Below are 14,819 nucleotides of genomic sequence, written 5' to 3'. Positions count from 1 at the left end.
AGTTGGGACCTTGTCCCTGTGAGAGTAGGACGTCGCCAAGCAATTAAAAACACAAGTCTTTTGACTTGTGTTTTTTTATTTCCCATGAAATAGGGTCGGTTCTGCTAGTAAAAAAGACGAAATATAGTAAGGGATTTTTTGAGCAGAAATAGTAAGAAATTGATAAATAAATGGGTAATCTTCAGAGCCATAACTCCCAAGTAAATCATACCACCAATCTGTTTCGTATCTAGAAATCATACTTAAATTGTAGAGCAATAAATAATGAACAAGAAGTTCAGGTAATACTGGTTTAGGATTTCTCGGGTCAGTTGTAATTGGTAAGTAATAAGTATCAGCAAGATATTCGTAGTATAAGGGCGTACTATATATAGGATTCCACGATTGGATAGGGGCTGTAAAAAGCAAATTCGATCCGCTCGTTTTCCCGGGAACATGTTGTATGGATAAATGCTTACACGTTGATTCAATGTAACGTGAAAATCTTTCTGTAGTCATATGGAGTCGATCTAGTATGTTGACCGAAAAGGAAAGTTCATTTGTATTTGTTGAATCGATTTTATATAAAGTGGCCCCTCTTTGACTATAGCGAAATAAATTTTGTAATTCAGGAATATTTCCCATTAGATCTAGCATGTTAAACTTCTCTGCTTCTAAGTGTTTCATGTGAAACAGCTGTTCTGCAATATGAGTAAATAATCCATTTTTTTGCACCTTCACCTCATCTTCTAAAAATTGATACCCCTGTTTTTTTCGTTTACGAGTCGTAACACCATGAGCTAAAACAGTAGTGGATTCTGGATAGTTAGGATCAATAGTTAGTAAGCAGGCTTTAAAAAGTTGGCTTATTCCATAAAACAATAACATTGGCTGAATCGAAAAGGGGGCTACCTTATATAATTCATAATAGTTTTTCCCGTGTTCTAAGTAATAAATAAAGGGATAACAATTTTCAAAACTTTTTTTTTCGGCATCTTGTATGGAGGATTTTTCATAGCAACGGGCAAGATAACGTTGTACATTTTGAGATGAAAAGAAGAAACTTAATTGCTGCCAAGTACAATGTGTTTGATGCATATATTACGCTCCTTTTATTGTCTAAAAATTCTAACATATATATACGTCCTTGACAGTATTTTAACCAATTGATAAGCTACTAATAATAATTTCTGGTATCATGGGGGGAACAATTATGTGGGAATCTAAATTTGTTAAAGAAGGTTTGACTTTTGATGACGTATTACTTGTACCAGCAAAGTCAGATGTACTACCAAGAGAAGTAAGTGTTAAAACAGTTTTATCTGAAAGCTTACAGTTAAATATCCCGTTAATTAGTGCAGGAATGGATACAGTAACAGAAGCTGATATGGCTATTGCAATGGCTCGTCAAGGCGGTTTAGGAATTATTCATAAAAACATGTCTATTGAACAACAAGCGGAGCAAGTTGATAAAGTAAAACGTTCTGAAAGTGGCGTTATTTCAGATCCTTTCTTTTTAACTCCAGAACATCAAGTATATGATGCAGAGCATCTTATGGGAAAATACCGTATCTCAGGTGTACCGGTTGTAAATAATTTAGACGAGCGAAAATTAGTTGGTATTATTACAAACCGTGATATGCGTTTTATCCAAGACTACTCAATCAAAATTTCCGACGTAATGACAAAAGAAAAGCTAATTACAGCTCCAGTTGGTACAACGCTGGAAGAAGCTGAAAAGATCCTACAAAAGTACAAGATTGAAAAACTCCCTCTCGTTGATAACAACGGTGTATTACAAGGGCTTATTACAATAAAAGATATCGAAAAAGTAATTGAATTCCCAAATTCTGCGAAGGATAAGCAAGGACGCTTATTAGTTGGAGCAGCGGTTGGTGTAACGGCTGATGCTATGCTTCGTATCGACGCATTAGTAAAAGCTAGCGTAGATGCAATCGTACTTGATACAGCTCATGGACATTCTCAAGGTGTTATTGATAAAGTAAAAGAAGTTCGTGCGAAATATCCAGCACTAAATATTATCGCTGGAAATGTTGCTACTGCTGAAGCAACGAAAGCATTAATTGAAGCAGGTGCAAACGTAGTTAAAGTTGGTATTGGGCCAGGCTCTATTTGTACGACACGCGTTGTAGCTGGCGTGGGTGTACCACAATTAACAGCAGTTTATGATTGTGCAACAGAAGCTCGTAAACACGGTATTCCAGTTATTGCTGATGGTGGCGTTAAGTACTCTGGTGACATGGTAAAAGCTTTAGCAGCAGGAGCACACGTTGTTATGCTAGGTAGTATGTTTGCTGGTGTTGCTGAAAGCCCTGGAGAAACTGAAATTTACCAAGGTCGTCAATTTAAAGTATATCGTGGTATGGGTTCTGTCGGAGCGATGGAAAAAGGAAGTAAAGACCGTTACTTCCAAGAAGGAAATAAAAAACTTGTTCCAGAAGGTATTGAAGGTCGAGTACCATATAAAGGACCTTTAGCAGATACAGTTCATCAATTAGTTGGTGGATTACGTGCCGGTATGGGATATTGCGGAGCGCAGAATTTAGAGTTCTTACGTGAGAATGCACAATTCATTCGTATGTCAGGTGCTGGTTTACGTGAAAGCCACCCTCATCACGTACAAATTACAAAAGAGGCTCCAAACTACTCATTATAATGTCTTATATACAAATAGACGGAGATTTGATATCTCTGTCTATTTTTTTTTGATTATGTTAGAATAACGGTTATGTGAGTACATAGATATTGGGGGTAGCAAAAGTGAAAGGTATGTTTTGCAAAAGATTCGTTGCTTTAGTAACAATGCTTACACTAGCTTGTAGTATGTTGTTACCATATAGCAATGCATCAGCAGAAACAGGAGCTGCTTTAAACATTGAAGCAGGTGCAGCAATTTTAGTTGAAGCGAATTCTGGGAAAATTTTATATCAAAAGAATGCAGATGAATTATTATCAATTGCTAGTATGACAAAGATGATGAGTGAGTATTTAGTTCATGAAGCAGTGGATAAAGGAAAACTTAAGTGGGATCAAAAAGTTAAGGTTTCTGAATATGCGTATAAAGTTTCACAAGATGCTTCTTTATCAAATGTTGCATTAGAAAATGGTGGCACTTATACAGTAAAAGAGTTATATGAAGCAATGGCAATCTTTTCTGCAAATGGTGCAACAATTGCATTAGCAGAAGCAATTGCAGGTAAAGAAGTAGACTTCGTAAAAATGATGAATGATAAATCAAAAGAACTAGGGTTGAAAAATTATAAATTTGTCAATTCTACAGGTTTAACGAATAAAGATTTAAAGGGAATGCATCCTGAAGGAACAACAGCGGATGAAGAAAATAAAATGTCTGCAAAGGATGTTGCAACTTTAGCACAACATTTAATTAAAGATTATCCAAAAGTGTTAGATACAGCAAAAATCCCGAAAAAAGAATTCCGTCCAGAAAAAGAGAAATTTGCAATGTCAAACTGGAACTGGATGTTAAAGGGCTTAGTGAAACAATATGATGGCGTAGATGGCCTGAAAACAGGCTCGACTCCAGAAGCAGGGGATTGCTTCACTGGTACGGTTGAAAGAAACGGTATGCGTTTTATTTCTGTAGTTATTAAAACGAGTTCTCATACAGCACGTTTTGATGAAACAAAGAAGCTATATGATTATGGATTTGCTAACTTTGAAATGAAGCAAATGTATAAAAAAGATTCTTCAGTAAAAGGACAAGAAACAGTACGAGTAGAAAATGCTAAAGATAAAGATGTAGCAGTTCAAACAAAACAAGCTGTTTCACTTCCAGTGCCAAAAGGAAGTAAAGATGTTTATAAAACAGAATTAAAAGAAGCAAACAAGGGACAAGAAGCACCTATTAAAAAGGGAGCTGCACTTGGCCAAATGGTAATCACACCAAAAGATGCGAATGACCCTGGATTTTTATCTGGTAAGTCATTACAAATAGATCTTGTAACAACGTCTGCAGTAGAGGAAGCGAATTGGTTTACTCGCTCTATGCGCGGAATAGGTTCTTTCTTTGGTAGTATATGGAATAGTGCTGTTGATACAGTAAAAGGTTGGTTTTAAAAGCTCCTCATTGTAGGGGCTTTTTCTTATTCCTATTTTTCATACCGACTTTATGAAAAAGTAGTAGACAAGCATCTGATAGTTAGTGGTAGAATGTAAGAGTATTCTTAATTTTCGCCTTTAACGGGGAAAAGCAATTCACCTAGGGGGGTTTTTGTAACATGACAAATGTAACAGGGACAGAACGTGTAAAACGTGGAATGGCAGAAATGCAAAAAGGCGGCGTTATTATGGACGTAATTAACGCTGAACAAGCAAAAATTGCAGAAGAGGCAGGCGCAGTTGCTGTTATGGCACTAGAGCGTGTACCAGCAGATATTCGTGCAGCAGGTGGCGTTTCTCGTATGGCAGACCCAACAATCGTTGAAGAAGTTATGGGTGCTGTTTCAATTCCGGTTATGGCAAAATGCCGTATCGGTCATCTTGTAGAAGCACGTGTATTAGAATCATTAGGGGTAGACTATATCGATGAGAGTGAAGTATTAACTCCTGCTGATGAAGTATACCATTTAAATAAACGTGATTACACAGTTCCGTTTGTATGTGGTTGCCGTGATATCGGAGAAGCTGCGCGTCGTATTGCAGAAGGTGCATCTATGCTTCGTACAAAAGGTGAACCAGGAACAGGAAACATTGTAGAGGCAGTGCGTCATATGCGCCAAGTCAATGCAGAAATCCGTCAAGTTGCAAGTCTACGTGAAGATGAGTTAATGACATATGCAAAAAATACTGGTGCTCCTTATGAAGTACTACTTGAAATTAAACGCCTTGGTCGTTTGCCAGTTGTAAACTTCGCAGCAGGTGGTGTAGCAACACCAGCAGATGCAGCGTTAATGATGCAACTTGGTGCGGATGGTGTATTCGTAGGATCTGGTATCTTCAAATCAGAAAATCCAGAGAAATTTGCACGCGCAATCGTTGAAGCGACGACTCATTATGAGGATTACGAACTAATTGCAAGCCTTTCTAAAGGATTAGGTAATGCAATGAAAGGTATCGAAATTTCAACGTTATTACCAGAACAACGCATGCAAGAGCGTGGATGGTAATTGAAGGAGAACTTTAAAATGGTGAAAATCGGTGTGCTAGGTCTTCAAGGTGCAGTTCGTGAGCATATAAAATCAGTTGAAGCAAGTGGTGCAGAAGCTGTTGTTGTAAAGCGTATAGAGCAACTTGAAGAGATTGATGGTCTTATTTTACCAGGCGGTGAAAGTACAACAATGCGCCGTCTTATTGATAAGTATGCTTTCATGGAACCACTTCGTACATTCGCGAAGTCTGGTAAACCAATGTTTGGTACATGTGCAGGTATGATTCTTCTTGCAAAAACACTTATTGGCTATGAAGAAGCACATATTGGTGCTATGGATATTACAGTAGAACGCAATGCGTTCGGACGCCAAAAAGATAGCTTTGAAGTCGCACTTTCAATTAAAGGTGTAGGAGAAGAATTTATTGGTGTATTTATCCGTGCTCCGTATGTTGTAAATGTAGCTGATGATGTTGAAGTACTTTCTACACATGGTGACCGAATGGTAGCAGTAAAACAAAATCAGTTTTTAGCTGCTTCATTCCATCCGGAATTAACGGATGATCATCGTGTCACAGCATACTTTGTAGAAATGGTAAAAGAAGCGAAAATGAAAAAAGTTGTCTAAGTAACTTGCAACTTGTATAAGATTATAGTAAATTGATGGTAACAATTTTATAAAATAAGCGTGTTGATAGGAAGTAGTAACAAATGCCGTTTCTTATAGAGAGTCGATGGTTGGTGGAAATCGATAGAAACAGTTTGTGAATCCATCCTGGAATGGAATGTGGAATATCTTTATGATTAGTAAACATTCCCGGTGAAGAGCCGTTATTTCTACTTGAGAGGAAAGCGGTAATGCTTTCAACTAGGGTGGCAACGCGGGTTAACTCCCGTCCCTTTATATAGGGACGGGAGTTTTTTGTGTTTTATAAAATAAAAGGAGGAGTATATAATGCTTGATATTAAATTTTTACGTACAAATTTTGAAGAAGTAAAAGCAAAGTTGCAGCATAGAGGCGAAGATTTAACTGATTTTGGTCGCTTTGAAGAGCTGGATACGAGAAGAAGAGAATTACTTGTTCAAACAGAGGAACTAAAAAGTAAACGTAATGAAGTATCTCAACAAATCTCTGTATTGAAGCGTGAAAAGAAAGATGCAGAAGCTCTAATTCTAGAAATGCGTGAAGTTGGAGAAAAAGTAAAAGATCTTGATAATGAACTTCGTACAGTTGAAGAAGATTTAGAAAGATTAATGTTATCTATTCCAAATATTCCTCATGAATCTGCTCCAGTTGGTGAAACAGAAGATGATAATGTAGTAGCACGTACTTGGGGAGAAGTGAAAGAATTTGCTTATGAACCAAAACCACATTGGGATCTTGCTACAGATTTAGGGATTTTAGATTTTGAGCGTGCTGGGAAAGTAACGGGAAGCCGCTTCGTGTTTTATAAAGGTGCTGGCGCGAGATTAGAGCGTGCTTTAATTAGCTTTATGCTTGATCTTCATACTGACGAGCATGGATACGAAGAAGTATTACCTCCGTATATGGTAAACCGTGCAAGTATGACAGGAACAGGACAACTTCCGAAATTTGAAGAAGATGCATTCCGTATTGAAAGTGAAGATTACTTCTTAATTCCAACAGCTGAAGTACCTGTAACGAACATGCATCGTGATGAAATCTTAAATAAAGATCAATTGCCTATACGATATGCTGCATTTAGCTCTTGTTTCCGTTCTGAAGCGGGTTCAGCTGGTCGTGATACACGTGGCTTAATTCGTCAGCATCAGTTCAATAAAGTAGAGCTTGTAAAGTTCGTAAAACCAGAAGATTCTTATGAAGAGTTAGAAAAACTAACAAATGATGCAGAACGCGTGTTACAATTATTAGAGTTGCCATATCGCGTTATGAGCATGTGCACAGGCGATTTAGGGTTTACAGCAGCGAAGAAATACGATATCGAAGTATGGATTCCAAGCTATGGCACATATCGTGAAATTTCTTCTTGTAGTAATTTTGAGGCTTTCCAAGCGAGACGTGCAAATATCCGTTTCCGTCGTGAGCCAAACGGAAAACCAGAACATGTTCATACATTAAATGGATCTGGTCTTGCAATTGGTCGTACGGTTGCAGCTATTTTAGAGAACTACCAACAAGAAGATGGTACAATTATAATTCCAGAAGTTCTTCGCCCTTATATGGGAGGAAAAGCAGTTATTAAGTAAATTTAAACATTCATCGGTATGAGTGATTGGTAATTATGAGCATTGTCAGTGCTGAAATGTAGGAGGGGAAAGGTAAATTTCCCCTTTCCTCATAATTTATTTTAGTAGGGTTGACTAACTGTTTTTCTTTTGATATTATATTTGATGTCAATATGGAGGTATACCCAAGTCTGGCTGAAGGGATCGGTCTTGAAAACCGACAGGCGGCGAGAGTCGCGCGGGGGTTCGAATCCCTCTACCTCCTCCAGATATAATTGACAACAGCGCATATAAGTGGAGATTGGAGAACTCGTTACCAACACGTAACGAGTTTTTATTTTAAAACCAATCATAAAGTATGGTGTAGGGCGATTTTCTCCTTATTACACACTCATATTCCGATGAGTATCTTCATAGATATGAAAGGAGTCAACATGGATCTTATTATACAAACGTTTCCTTTAGATGGAAAAACTTTATATTATGTACAATGTCCTGTCTGTAAGAACAATAGAATTTTAAACAGTGGTGCAAATGTGTCACGCATTATAAGCGATGATACATTCCGTAAACTTTGTGGTTGCACTTGTGATGTAAAGCAAACTGCGACAAAAGTAGAGGCGCCAAAAAAAGTTGAAAAAGAAGCTGTAAAGAAAGAAGCAGCTCCAAAACGTACAGGTAAAGTATTAACAGCAGTGATTAACGGGAAAGAAATGACTGTTAAAGAGATTGCTGAAACATACGATATTAGTACAAGTACTGTTCGTCAGCGTATTAACGCTGGAAAACCTGAGAGTGAAATTATTGCTCCGACAAAAAAGAAGTAATTTAATAGAAAAACCCGTGCGTATGCACGGGTTTTTTATTTTACAAGTTTACGTGTTTGTTTTAAAAAATGGCCAATTTTTTTAATGATTGGTTCAATTGAATCACCGTCTTTTAAAATATCGTATTCATTAATGTTTAATCGTAAAACAGGGCATGCATTAAAGTTATTAATCCAGTTTTCGTAACGGCCATGCATCTCTTTCCAATACTCAATTGGTGTTTGTTGTTCCATCGGACGTCCGCGTTCTTGGATACGATCAACAATATCATCGAAAGAACCTTCTAAGTAAATTAATAAATCAGGATGAGGGAAGTAAGGAGTCATGACCATAGCGTCAAATAAACCTTTGTATGTTTCATAATCAGTTTCCGTCATTGTACCTTTTTCATGATGCATCTTTGCAAAAATTCCAGTGTCTTCATAGATAGAGCGATCTTGAACGAAACCGCCACCGTATTCAAAAATTCTTTTTTGTTCTTTAAATCGTTCTGCTAAAAAGTACACTTGCAAGTGGAAGCTCCAGCGTGTGAAATCAGCATAGAACTTGTCCAAATACGGGTTCGAATCTACCTTTTCAAATGATGTGCGATAACCTAAAGCGTTAGCTAATGCAGTTGTCATAGTTGATTTTCCGACACCTACTGTTCCAGCAATAGTGATTACTGCGTCATTTGGTATATCATATTTTTGTCTTAAATTCATTGTTATTTCGACTCCTTTAAGAGAGTATTTTGAAGGGCGGATATGATGACGTTTAAATCATCAGGATTTTTTACAAAATCCATATCGTCTCCGTTAAATTTCAATACTGGGATATCTGGATGATCCTTTTTGAAAGTATCCATTGCTGTTTCGTAATCTTTTGTGAGCTGTAGTAAGTAATTTGGATCCATATTTTTTTCGAATTCTCTTCCGCGCATCGCAATTCGTGTTTGTAATGTTTCCAAGCTAGCTGTTAAATAAACGATAACGTTTGGTACAGGCATATCTTGTGTAAGGATACGATAGATTTGCATGTACTTGTCGTATTGAGAATTCTTTAATGTACGGGATGCGAAAATTAAATTTTTAAATATATGATAATCCGCTACTACTGGCTTCCTTTGATTCAAATACTTTATGTTAATATCTTCTAATTGTTTGTATCTATTACAAAGAAAGAACATCTCTGTTTGAAAACTCCATTCGTCGATGTCTTCATAGAATTTTCCTAAAAAAGGATTTTCATCAACAATCTCTTTTAGTAAGTGGAGTTGCATGTGAGTTGAAATTGCCTTCGCAAGTGAGGTTTTTCCAACACCAATTGGTCCTTCAACCGTGATAAAAGGTACTCCGGTCACGCTGTTTCCTCCTTTCAATCAGTGATTTACCGTGACTACTAAAAACACAAAACAGAATTATTGTAGCACAAGAGGGAAGCGAGCGGGTTAATTTGATATAAAAAGTTAGAAAATAGATATATGTATTAATTAATTTTTATTTGAGATGACGGTACTATATTTGCTTTTAATGTGGATTCCATTATTTTTAAAGCATGCAGATTATCCTGATCATGATTAGAGGCAATACAGTCCTGTGGTACATACAGTGTATAATTTCTCATATGAGCGTCGTTAGCTGTAAAGAGGATACATATATTCCCGGCGACTCCTGTTAATATTAGATTTTCTATTTTTAAATAGCCTAATAAAGAATTTAAAGGTGTTTCATAAAAAGCAGAGTAATGTGGTTTAATAAAAATGTAATCATCAGAATTTGGAGCAATCTTATGAATGATATTTTCACTATATTCATTTGTACAATGAGTAATTAGTTGGTCAATATCAGATCTCCAAAGTTGATAATGGTCATTAACATAAATTATGGGGTAGCCAAAGGATTTCATTGTGTTCTTTAATTGTAAAATGGGGTTTGTTATAATTTCGCATTTTTTGGCTAAGATGGGCCCGTGTGAAAATTGAAAATCATTAATCATATCGATAATGAGTAAGGCAGTATTCTTCATATGTAATCCCCTCTCTTTTTTATTAGGGTGGATTGAATTTGTAAAAGTTATCCCATGTGCAGTGAATGGAAATAAGTGTATTTTATTTGTGATGAAAGGACTATGGTATGGAACACGATCAAGATATTTATTTTATGCAGTTAGCAATAGAAGGGGCTAAAAAAGCAGAGGCAATACAAGAAGTACCGATTGGTGCAGTTATAGTGTTAGATGGTGAAGTAATTAGTGTTGCTCATAATTTAAGAGAAACTGAACAAAGATCAATAGCTCACGCTGAGTTATTAGCTATTGATGAGGCGTGCAAAAAATTAGGGACATGGCGTTTAGAAGATGCGACGTTATATGTAACATTAGAGCCTTGTCCGATGTGTGCGGGTGGAATTGTTTTATCACGAGTGAAGCGAGTTGTATATGGTGCAAGTGATCCGAAAGGTGGATGTGCAGGGACGTTGATGAATCTTTTAACGGATGAACGTTTTAATCATCAATGCGAGGTAGTTGCTGGTGTGTTAGAAGAAGAATGCGGTACTTTGTTAACAAACTTTTTTAGAGAGCTTCGTAAAAAAAGAAAAGCAATAAAAAAATTAGAGAAAAGTAACGAGAATTAACGTATTTGCATTTTATAAAAAAACAAGTTATACTGATAATGCCTTTTAATGAAGGCAACCGAATATTGGTTTTAACTTTGCCGTGCTAAGCGGGGAGGTAGCGGTGCCCTATACTCGCAATCCGCTCTAGCGAGGCCGAATCCCTTCTCGAGGTTATGCTGCTGTAAGGTCTGCCTTAAGTAAGTGGTGTTGACGTTTGGGTCCTGCGCAACGGGACCCCGTGAACCTTGTCAGGTCCGGAAGGAAGCAGCAATAAGCGGGTCTTCTCGTGTGCCGCAGGAGTGCCTGAACCGAGCTAACTGCTTGAGTAACGCTTATGGTACGTAATCGACAGAAGGTGCACGGCAGTTATATATGTATACAAAACTCACCTTAATACTAAGGTGGGTTTTTTGTATAGAAAATAACTTTTGGAATCTATAAACAGAATGGGTTATAATAAATGAGATAATAACCTTTGAGGGAGGCCGTATTTTCGTGTCATACCAAGCGTTATACCGAACATGGAGACCGCAAAAATTTGAAGATGTAGTTGGTCAAAAGCACGTGACAAAAACGTTGCAAAATGCCCTTCTTCAAGAGAAAGTTTCACATGCTTATTTATTTTCTGGGCCGAGGGGAACAGGAAAAACGACAATTGCAAAAGTATTTGCAAAAGCAATCAACTGTGAACATGCTCCGGTAGCTGAACCTTGTAATGAATGTCCTTCTTGTTTGGGGATTACACAAGGATCTATTTCAGATGTATTAGAAATTGATGCGGCTTCAAATAACGGTGTAGATGAAATTCGAGATATTAGAGATAAAGTAAAATATGCTCCAAGTGCTGTAGAATATAAAGTATACATTATTGATGAAGTCCACATGCTTTCTATGGGTGCCTTCAATGCGCTTTTAAAAACGTTAGAAGAGCCGCCAGGACACGTTATCTTTATTTTGGCGACAACAGAACCGCATAAGATTCCGCCTACAATCATTTCACGTTGCCAGCGTTTTGAATTTGGAAAAATATCAGTAAATGATATTGTTGAGAGATTATCGACGGTTGTGACGAATGAAGGTACGCAAGTAGAAGATGAGGCGTTACAAATTGTTGCACGTGCCGCTGAAGGTGGTATGCGTGATGCGCTTAGTCTTATTGATCAGGCAATATCTTATAGTGATGAGACAGTTACGACAGAAGATGTATTAGCTGTGACAGGTTCTGTTTCCCAGCAATACTTAGGTAACTTAGTAGAATGTATACGTGAAAATGATGTATCAAGAGCATTACGTATCATAGATGAGATGATGGGTAAGGGGAAAGATCCAGTTCGTTTTATGGAGGATTTCATTTACTATTATCGCGATATGCTTTTATATCAAACTTCACCACAACTGGAACATATGTTGGAACGAGTAATGGTAGATGAGCAATTCCGGATGTTAAGTGAAGAAATGCAACCGGAAGTAATCTATGAAATCATTCATACTCTTAGTAAGGGACAACAGGAAATGAAGTGGACAAATCATCCGCGAATTTTCTTAGAAGTTGTTATGGTACAACTGTGTCAACAGTTTATGATGCAAGCTAACGGTGCAGATCGTTTACAAGCAATTATGAACAGGATGCAGCAATTGGAGAAAGAGTTAGAACAAGTCAAAAAGAATGGTGTGCCGGCTGGTGTGCAGCAGGAAGTCAGAGAGACACGTGCAACACCAAAGCCAGTGCGGACAGGGAGTATGAAAATTCCTGTTGGACGCGTAAATGAAGTGTTAAAGCAAGCAAAGCGTCAGGATTTAGAACAATTAAAAGCTGTGTGGGGTGAGTTGTTAGGGAGACTCAAAGCATACAACAAAGTAGCGTTTGCTGTTTTATTAGAAAATAGCGAACCGGTAGCAGCTTCGGATGATACTTACGTTTTAGCGTTTCAATATGAGATTCACTGTAAAATGGCAAGCGAAAACCGAGAGGCTATGGATACAGTGGAACAAGCCTTATTTGAACTGTTAAGTAAAAGATTAAATATGATTGCCATTCCAAAAAGCGAATGGGGTAAAATCCGTGAAGATTTTTTACAGCGTGAAGGCGAGAATTCTGAAGAAAGCCCAGAGAAAAAAGAAGATCCTCTTATAGAAGAGGCAGTAAAATTAGTAGGACAAGAACTTATTGAAATAAAAGAGTAATAATAATTAGGAGGAATTAATTATGATGCGTGGCGGAATGGGAAATATGAATAATATGATGAAACAAATGCAAAAGATGCAAAAAGATATGGCAAAAGCGCAAGAAGAACTTGGCGAAAAAACAGTTGAAGGTACGGCTGGCGGCGGTATGGTCACAGTTATTGCAAATGGTCATAAGCAAATTCTTGAAGTGAAAGTTAAAGAAGAAGTTGTAGATCCAGAAGATATCGAAATGTTACAAGACTTAGTGTTAGCTGCAACGAATGATGCACTTAAAAAAGCTGATGAACTTTCAAACTCTACAATGGGTAAATTTACAAAAGGTTTGAACTTACCAGGTGGAATGTTCTAGGAGGATACTGATATATGCATTATCCAGAACCGATATCGAAATTAATTGATAGTTTTATGAAGTTGCCAGGGATCGGACCGAAAACAGCGGTTCGCTTGGCATTTTTCGTATTAGATATGAAAGAAGATGATGTGTTAGGTTTTGCAAAAGCACTTGTGAATGCGAAGCGAGATTTAGCGTATTGTTCTGTATGCGGACATATTACTGACCGCGATCCTTGTTATATTTGTAATGATTCGCATCGAGATCAGTCGATTATTTGTGTTGTGCAGGAACCGAAAGATGTAATCGCAATGGAAAAGATGAAAGAGTATCAAGGTGTATATCACGTGTTACGTGGTGCGATTTCTCCAATGGAGGGAATTGGACCGGAAGACATTAATATCCCACAACTTTTAAAGCGACTGCATGATGAAACGGTACAAGAAGTGATACTAGCAACAAACCCTAATATTGAAGGGGAAGCTACAGCGATGTATATATCCCGCCTCTTAAAGCCGACAGGTATTAAAGTAACTCGTATTGCACATGGTCTGCCAGTTGGTGGAGATTTAGAATATGCAGATGAAGTGACACTGTCGAAAGCGTTAGAAGGTCGTAGAGAAGTATAAGAGGAGAAACAAAAATGTTCTTTCAAAAAAAGGGTAAATTGCGTAAAGAGTATGATGATAAGCTAATTGTACTATTAGAAAAAGTGAAGAATGAATGGTTACGTCAGAAGAGAATGGTTGAACAAAGTGTGGAACCATCTCAAGATGTACTTTGTTCTTTGAAAATAGCAGAGGCGAAATATTTCTTCTTGTTAAAAGAAGCAAAACGTCGTCCTGTAAAAATGGAACAATGGTAAAAGGTTCTGCTGAAAAAGCAGAACCTTTTATTTTATTCGTTAAACATTGCGTGGTTACTTCGTTTCGAAAGAGTGGGGAATTGTTTTATATGAAGAAAGTGTCGTCGAATAAAAGTTAATGAGATGAAGCGACTGGAGTAGTATGATAAATGTTCTTTTTTATCGCCTTGTCCCATACAAATAAATGTGTATAGGTCATTCACAAGGAGGAAAAAATGAATTCTACAATTATTATTGTTGGTATTCTTGCTCTAGTTTTTATTTTTCTTGTTTTTGGAGTCTCTTCTAAACCGTTACGTTTTATAGGAAAAGCGCTCTTTCATGTTACTTTAGGGATAGCATTACTCTTTATCGTAAACGTTGTAGGAACATATTTTGATTTTCATATTCCAATTAACTTGGGTACAGCAACAATCACAAGTCTATTAGGTCTACCTGGTGTTGCTGCATTAGTGGTTATTAAGCTTTATATCATGCCAAGATAAAATTATTTTGGCATTTTTTTAAAAAGTGTTGACGAACAAATGATTAATATGGTAAATTAATAAGCGTCGTCAGGAACGAAAGAAAAAAGTTGTTGACAGATTTAACTCAAAATGTTAAATTATAAAAGTCGCTGAAACGCGATGTTGAACTTTGAAAACTAAACGAAACAAACAACGTGAAACGTCAATTTTTATTTTTAGATGCTAGACA

At 37.1% G+C, this 14,819-nt stretch carries 16 protein-coding genes, 1 tRNA gene, 1 other RNA gene and 1 other annotated feature; of the genes, 14 read left to right on the top strand and 4 right to left on the bottom strand.

Annotation, left to right across the window (positions count from 1 at the left end; translation table 11 throughout):
• Window positions 1-75: 75 nt before the first annotated feature.
• On the bottom strand, window positions 76-1,077 hold the full coding sequence (locus MKO96_RS28830; RefSeq protein ID WP_240589309.1) for a YaaC family protein: 1,002 nt from the start codon (window positions 1,075-1,077) through the stop codon (window positions 76-78).
• A gap of 115 nt (window positions 1,078-1,192) precedes the next feature.
• On the opposite strand from MKO96_RS28830, the gene guaB reads away from it, so the two are divergent.
• From guaB to MKO96_RS28795, 7 genes are all read left to right on the top strand, one after another.
• Window positions 1,193-2,656: an IMP dehydrogenase gene (guaB, locus tag MKO96_RS28825; protein WP_063261967.1), complete on the top strand. Its 1,464-nt coding sequence runs from the start codon at window positions 1,193-1,195 to the stop codon at window positions 2,654-2,656.
• A 113-nt stretch (window positions 2,657-2,769) separates the two neighbouring features.
• Window positions 2,770-4,077, top strand: a complete 1,308-nt coding sequence (gene dacA / locus MKO96_RS28820; protein WP_140386629.1) for a D-alanyl-D-alanine carboxypeptidase DacA — start codon at window positions 2,770-2,772, stop codon at window positions 4,075-4,077.
• 161 nt (window positions 4,078-4,238) lie between these two features.
• On the top strand, window positions 4,239-5,126 hold the full coding sequence (gene pdxS / locus MKO96_RS28815; RefSeq protein WP_000186157.1) for a pyridoxal 5'-phosphate synthase lyase subunit PdxS: 888 nt from the start codon (window positions 4,239-4,241) through the stop codon (window positions 5,124-5,126).
• Window positions 5,127-5,144: 18 nt separating this feature from the next.
• A complete protein-coding gene (gene pdxT / locus MKO96_RS28810) occupies window positions 5,145-5,735 on the top strand; it encodes a pyridoxal 5'-phosphate synthase glutaminase subunit PdxT (RefSeq protein WP_000238773.1) in 591 nt (196 codons plus the stop codon).
• Between the two features lie 54 nt (window positions 5,736-5,789).
• Window positions 5,790-6,011: a binding site (T-box leader), on the top strand.
• 51 nt (window positions 6,012-6,062) lie between these two features.
• Window positions 6,063-7,337, top strand: a complete 1,275-nt coding sequence (gene serS / locus MKO96_RS28805) for a serine--tRNA ligase (RefSeq protein ID WP_000884182.1) — start codon at window positions 6,063-6,065, stop codon at window positions 7,335-7,337.
• Between the two features lie 154 nt (window positions 7,338-7,491).
• Window positions 7,492-7,584 (top strand) — tRNA-Ser (locus MKO96_RS28800).
• A 166-nt stretch (window positions 7,585-7,750) separates the two neighbouring features.
• Window positions 7,751-8,143, top strand: coding sequence for a sigma factor-like helix-turn-helix DNA-binding protein (locus MKO96_RS28795; protein WP_140386630.1), 393 nt, complete (start codon window positions 7,751-7,753; stop codon window positions 8,141-8,143).
• 35 nt (window positions 8,144-8,178) lie between these two features.
• Here MKO96_RS28795 and MKO96_RS28790 read toward each other — a convergent pair whose 3' ends face one another.
• The 3 genes from MKO96_RS28790 to MKO96_RS28780 form a co-directional block, all read right to left on the bottom strand.
• Window positions 8,179-8,847: a deoxynucleoside kinase gene (locus MKO96_RS28790; protein ID WP_001053583.1), complete on the bottom strand. Its 669-nt coding sequence runs from the start codon at window positions 8,845-8,847 to the stop codon at window positions 8,179-8,181.
• A gap of 2 nt (window positions 8,848-8,849) precedes the next feature.
• Entirely contained in the window at window positions 8,850-9,485 is a 636-nt protein-coding gene (locus MKO96_RS28785; RefSeq protein WP_087979089.1) for a deoxynucleoside kinase, read from the bottom strand.
• Window positions 9,486-9,610: 125 nt separating this feature from the next.
• Window positions 9,611-10,150: a cysteine hydrolase family protein gene (locus tag MKO96_RS28780; protein ID WP_240589308.1), complete on the bottom strand. Its 540-nt coding sequence runs from the start codon at window positions 10,148-10,150 to the stop codon at window positions 9,611-9,613.
• Between the two features lie 107 nt (window positions 10,151-10,257).
• Between MKO96_RS28780 and tadA the strand changes: the two genes are divergently transcribed.
• The 7 genes from tadA to MKO96_RS28745 all read left to right on the top strand — a co-directional run bounded on the left by tadA (window position 10,258) and on the right by MKO96_RS28745 (window position 14,608).
• Window positions 10,258-10,758 (top strand): tRNA adenosine(34) deaminase TadA, encoded by a 501-nt coding sequence (tadA, locus tag MKO96_RS28775; RefSeq protein WP_240589307.1) that lies wholly within the window; start codon window positions 10,258-10,260, stop codon window positions 10,756-10,758.
• Between the two features lie 80 nt (window positions 10,759-10,838).
• Window positions 10,839-11,103: signal recognition particle sRNA large type (gene ffs / locus MKO96_RS28770), an RNA gene on the top strand.
• 132 nt (window positions 11,104-11,235) lie between these two features.
• Window positions 11,236-12,924, top strand: a complete 1,689-nt coding sequence (gene dnaX / locus MKO96_RS28765) for a DNA polymerase III subunit gamma/tau (protein ID WP_240589306.1) — start codon at window positions 11,236-11,238, stop codon at window positions 12,922-12,924.
• Window positions 12,925-12,949: 25 nt separating this feature from the next.
• Complete coding sequence (locus MKO96_RS28760; protein WP_170771173.1) at window positions 12,950-13,276, top strand: YbaB/EbfC family nucleoid-associated protein; 327 nt, start codon at window positions 12,950-12,952, stop codon at window positions 13,274-13,276.
• Window positions 13,277-13,290: 14 nt separating this feature from the next.
• Entirely contained in the window at window positions 13,291-13,887 is a 597-nt protein-coding gene (gene recR, locus MKO96_RS28755; protein WP_240589305.1) for a recombination protein RecR, read from the top strand.
• 14 nt (window positions 13,888-13,901) lie between these two features.
• A complete protein-coding gene (locus tag MKO96_RS28750; RefSeq protein WP_000466020.1) occupies window positions 13,902-14,123 on the top strand; it encodes a YaaL family protein in 222 nt (73 codons plus the stop codon).
• Between the two features lie 215 nt (window positions 14,124-14,338).
• Window positions 14,339-14,608 (top strand): pro-sigmaK processing inhibitor BofA family protein, encoded by a 270-nt coding sequence (locus MKO96_RS28745; protein WP_001089260.1) that lies wholly within the window; start codon window positions 14,339-14,341, stop codon window positions 14,606-14,608.
• Window positions 14,609-14,819: the final 211 nt, after the last annotated feature.

It is taken from the genome of Bacillus sp. ES1-5 (genome assembly GCF_022487605.1).
GTDB classification, from domain to species: Bacteria; Bacillota; Bacilli; order Bacillales; family Bacillaceae_G; genus Bacillus_A; species Bacillus_A wiedmannii.
The sequence above is the reverse complement of the archived record's forward strand: the minus strand, read 5'-3'. Positions and strand labels throughout refer to the sequence as shown.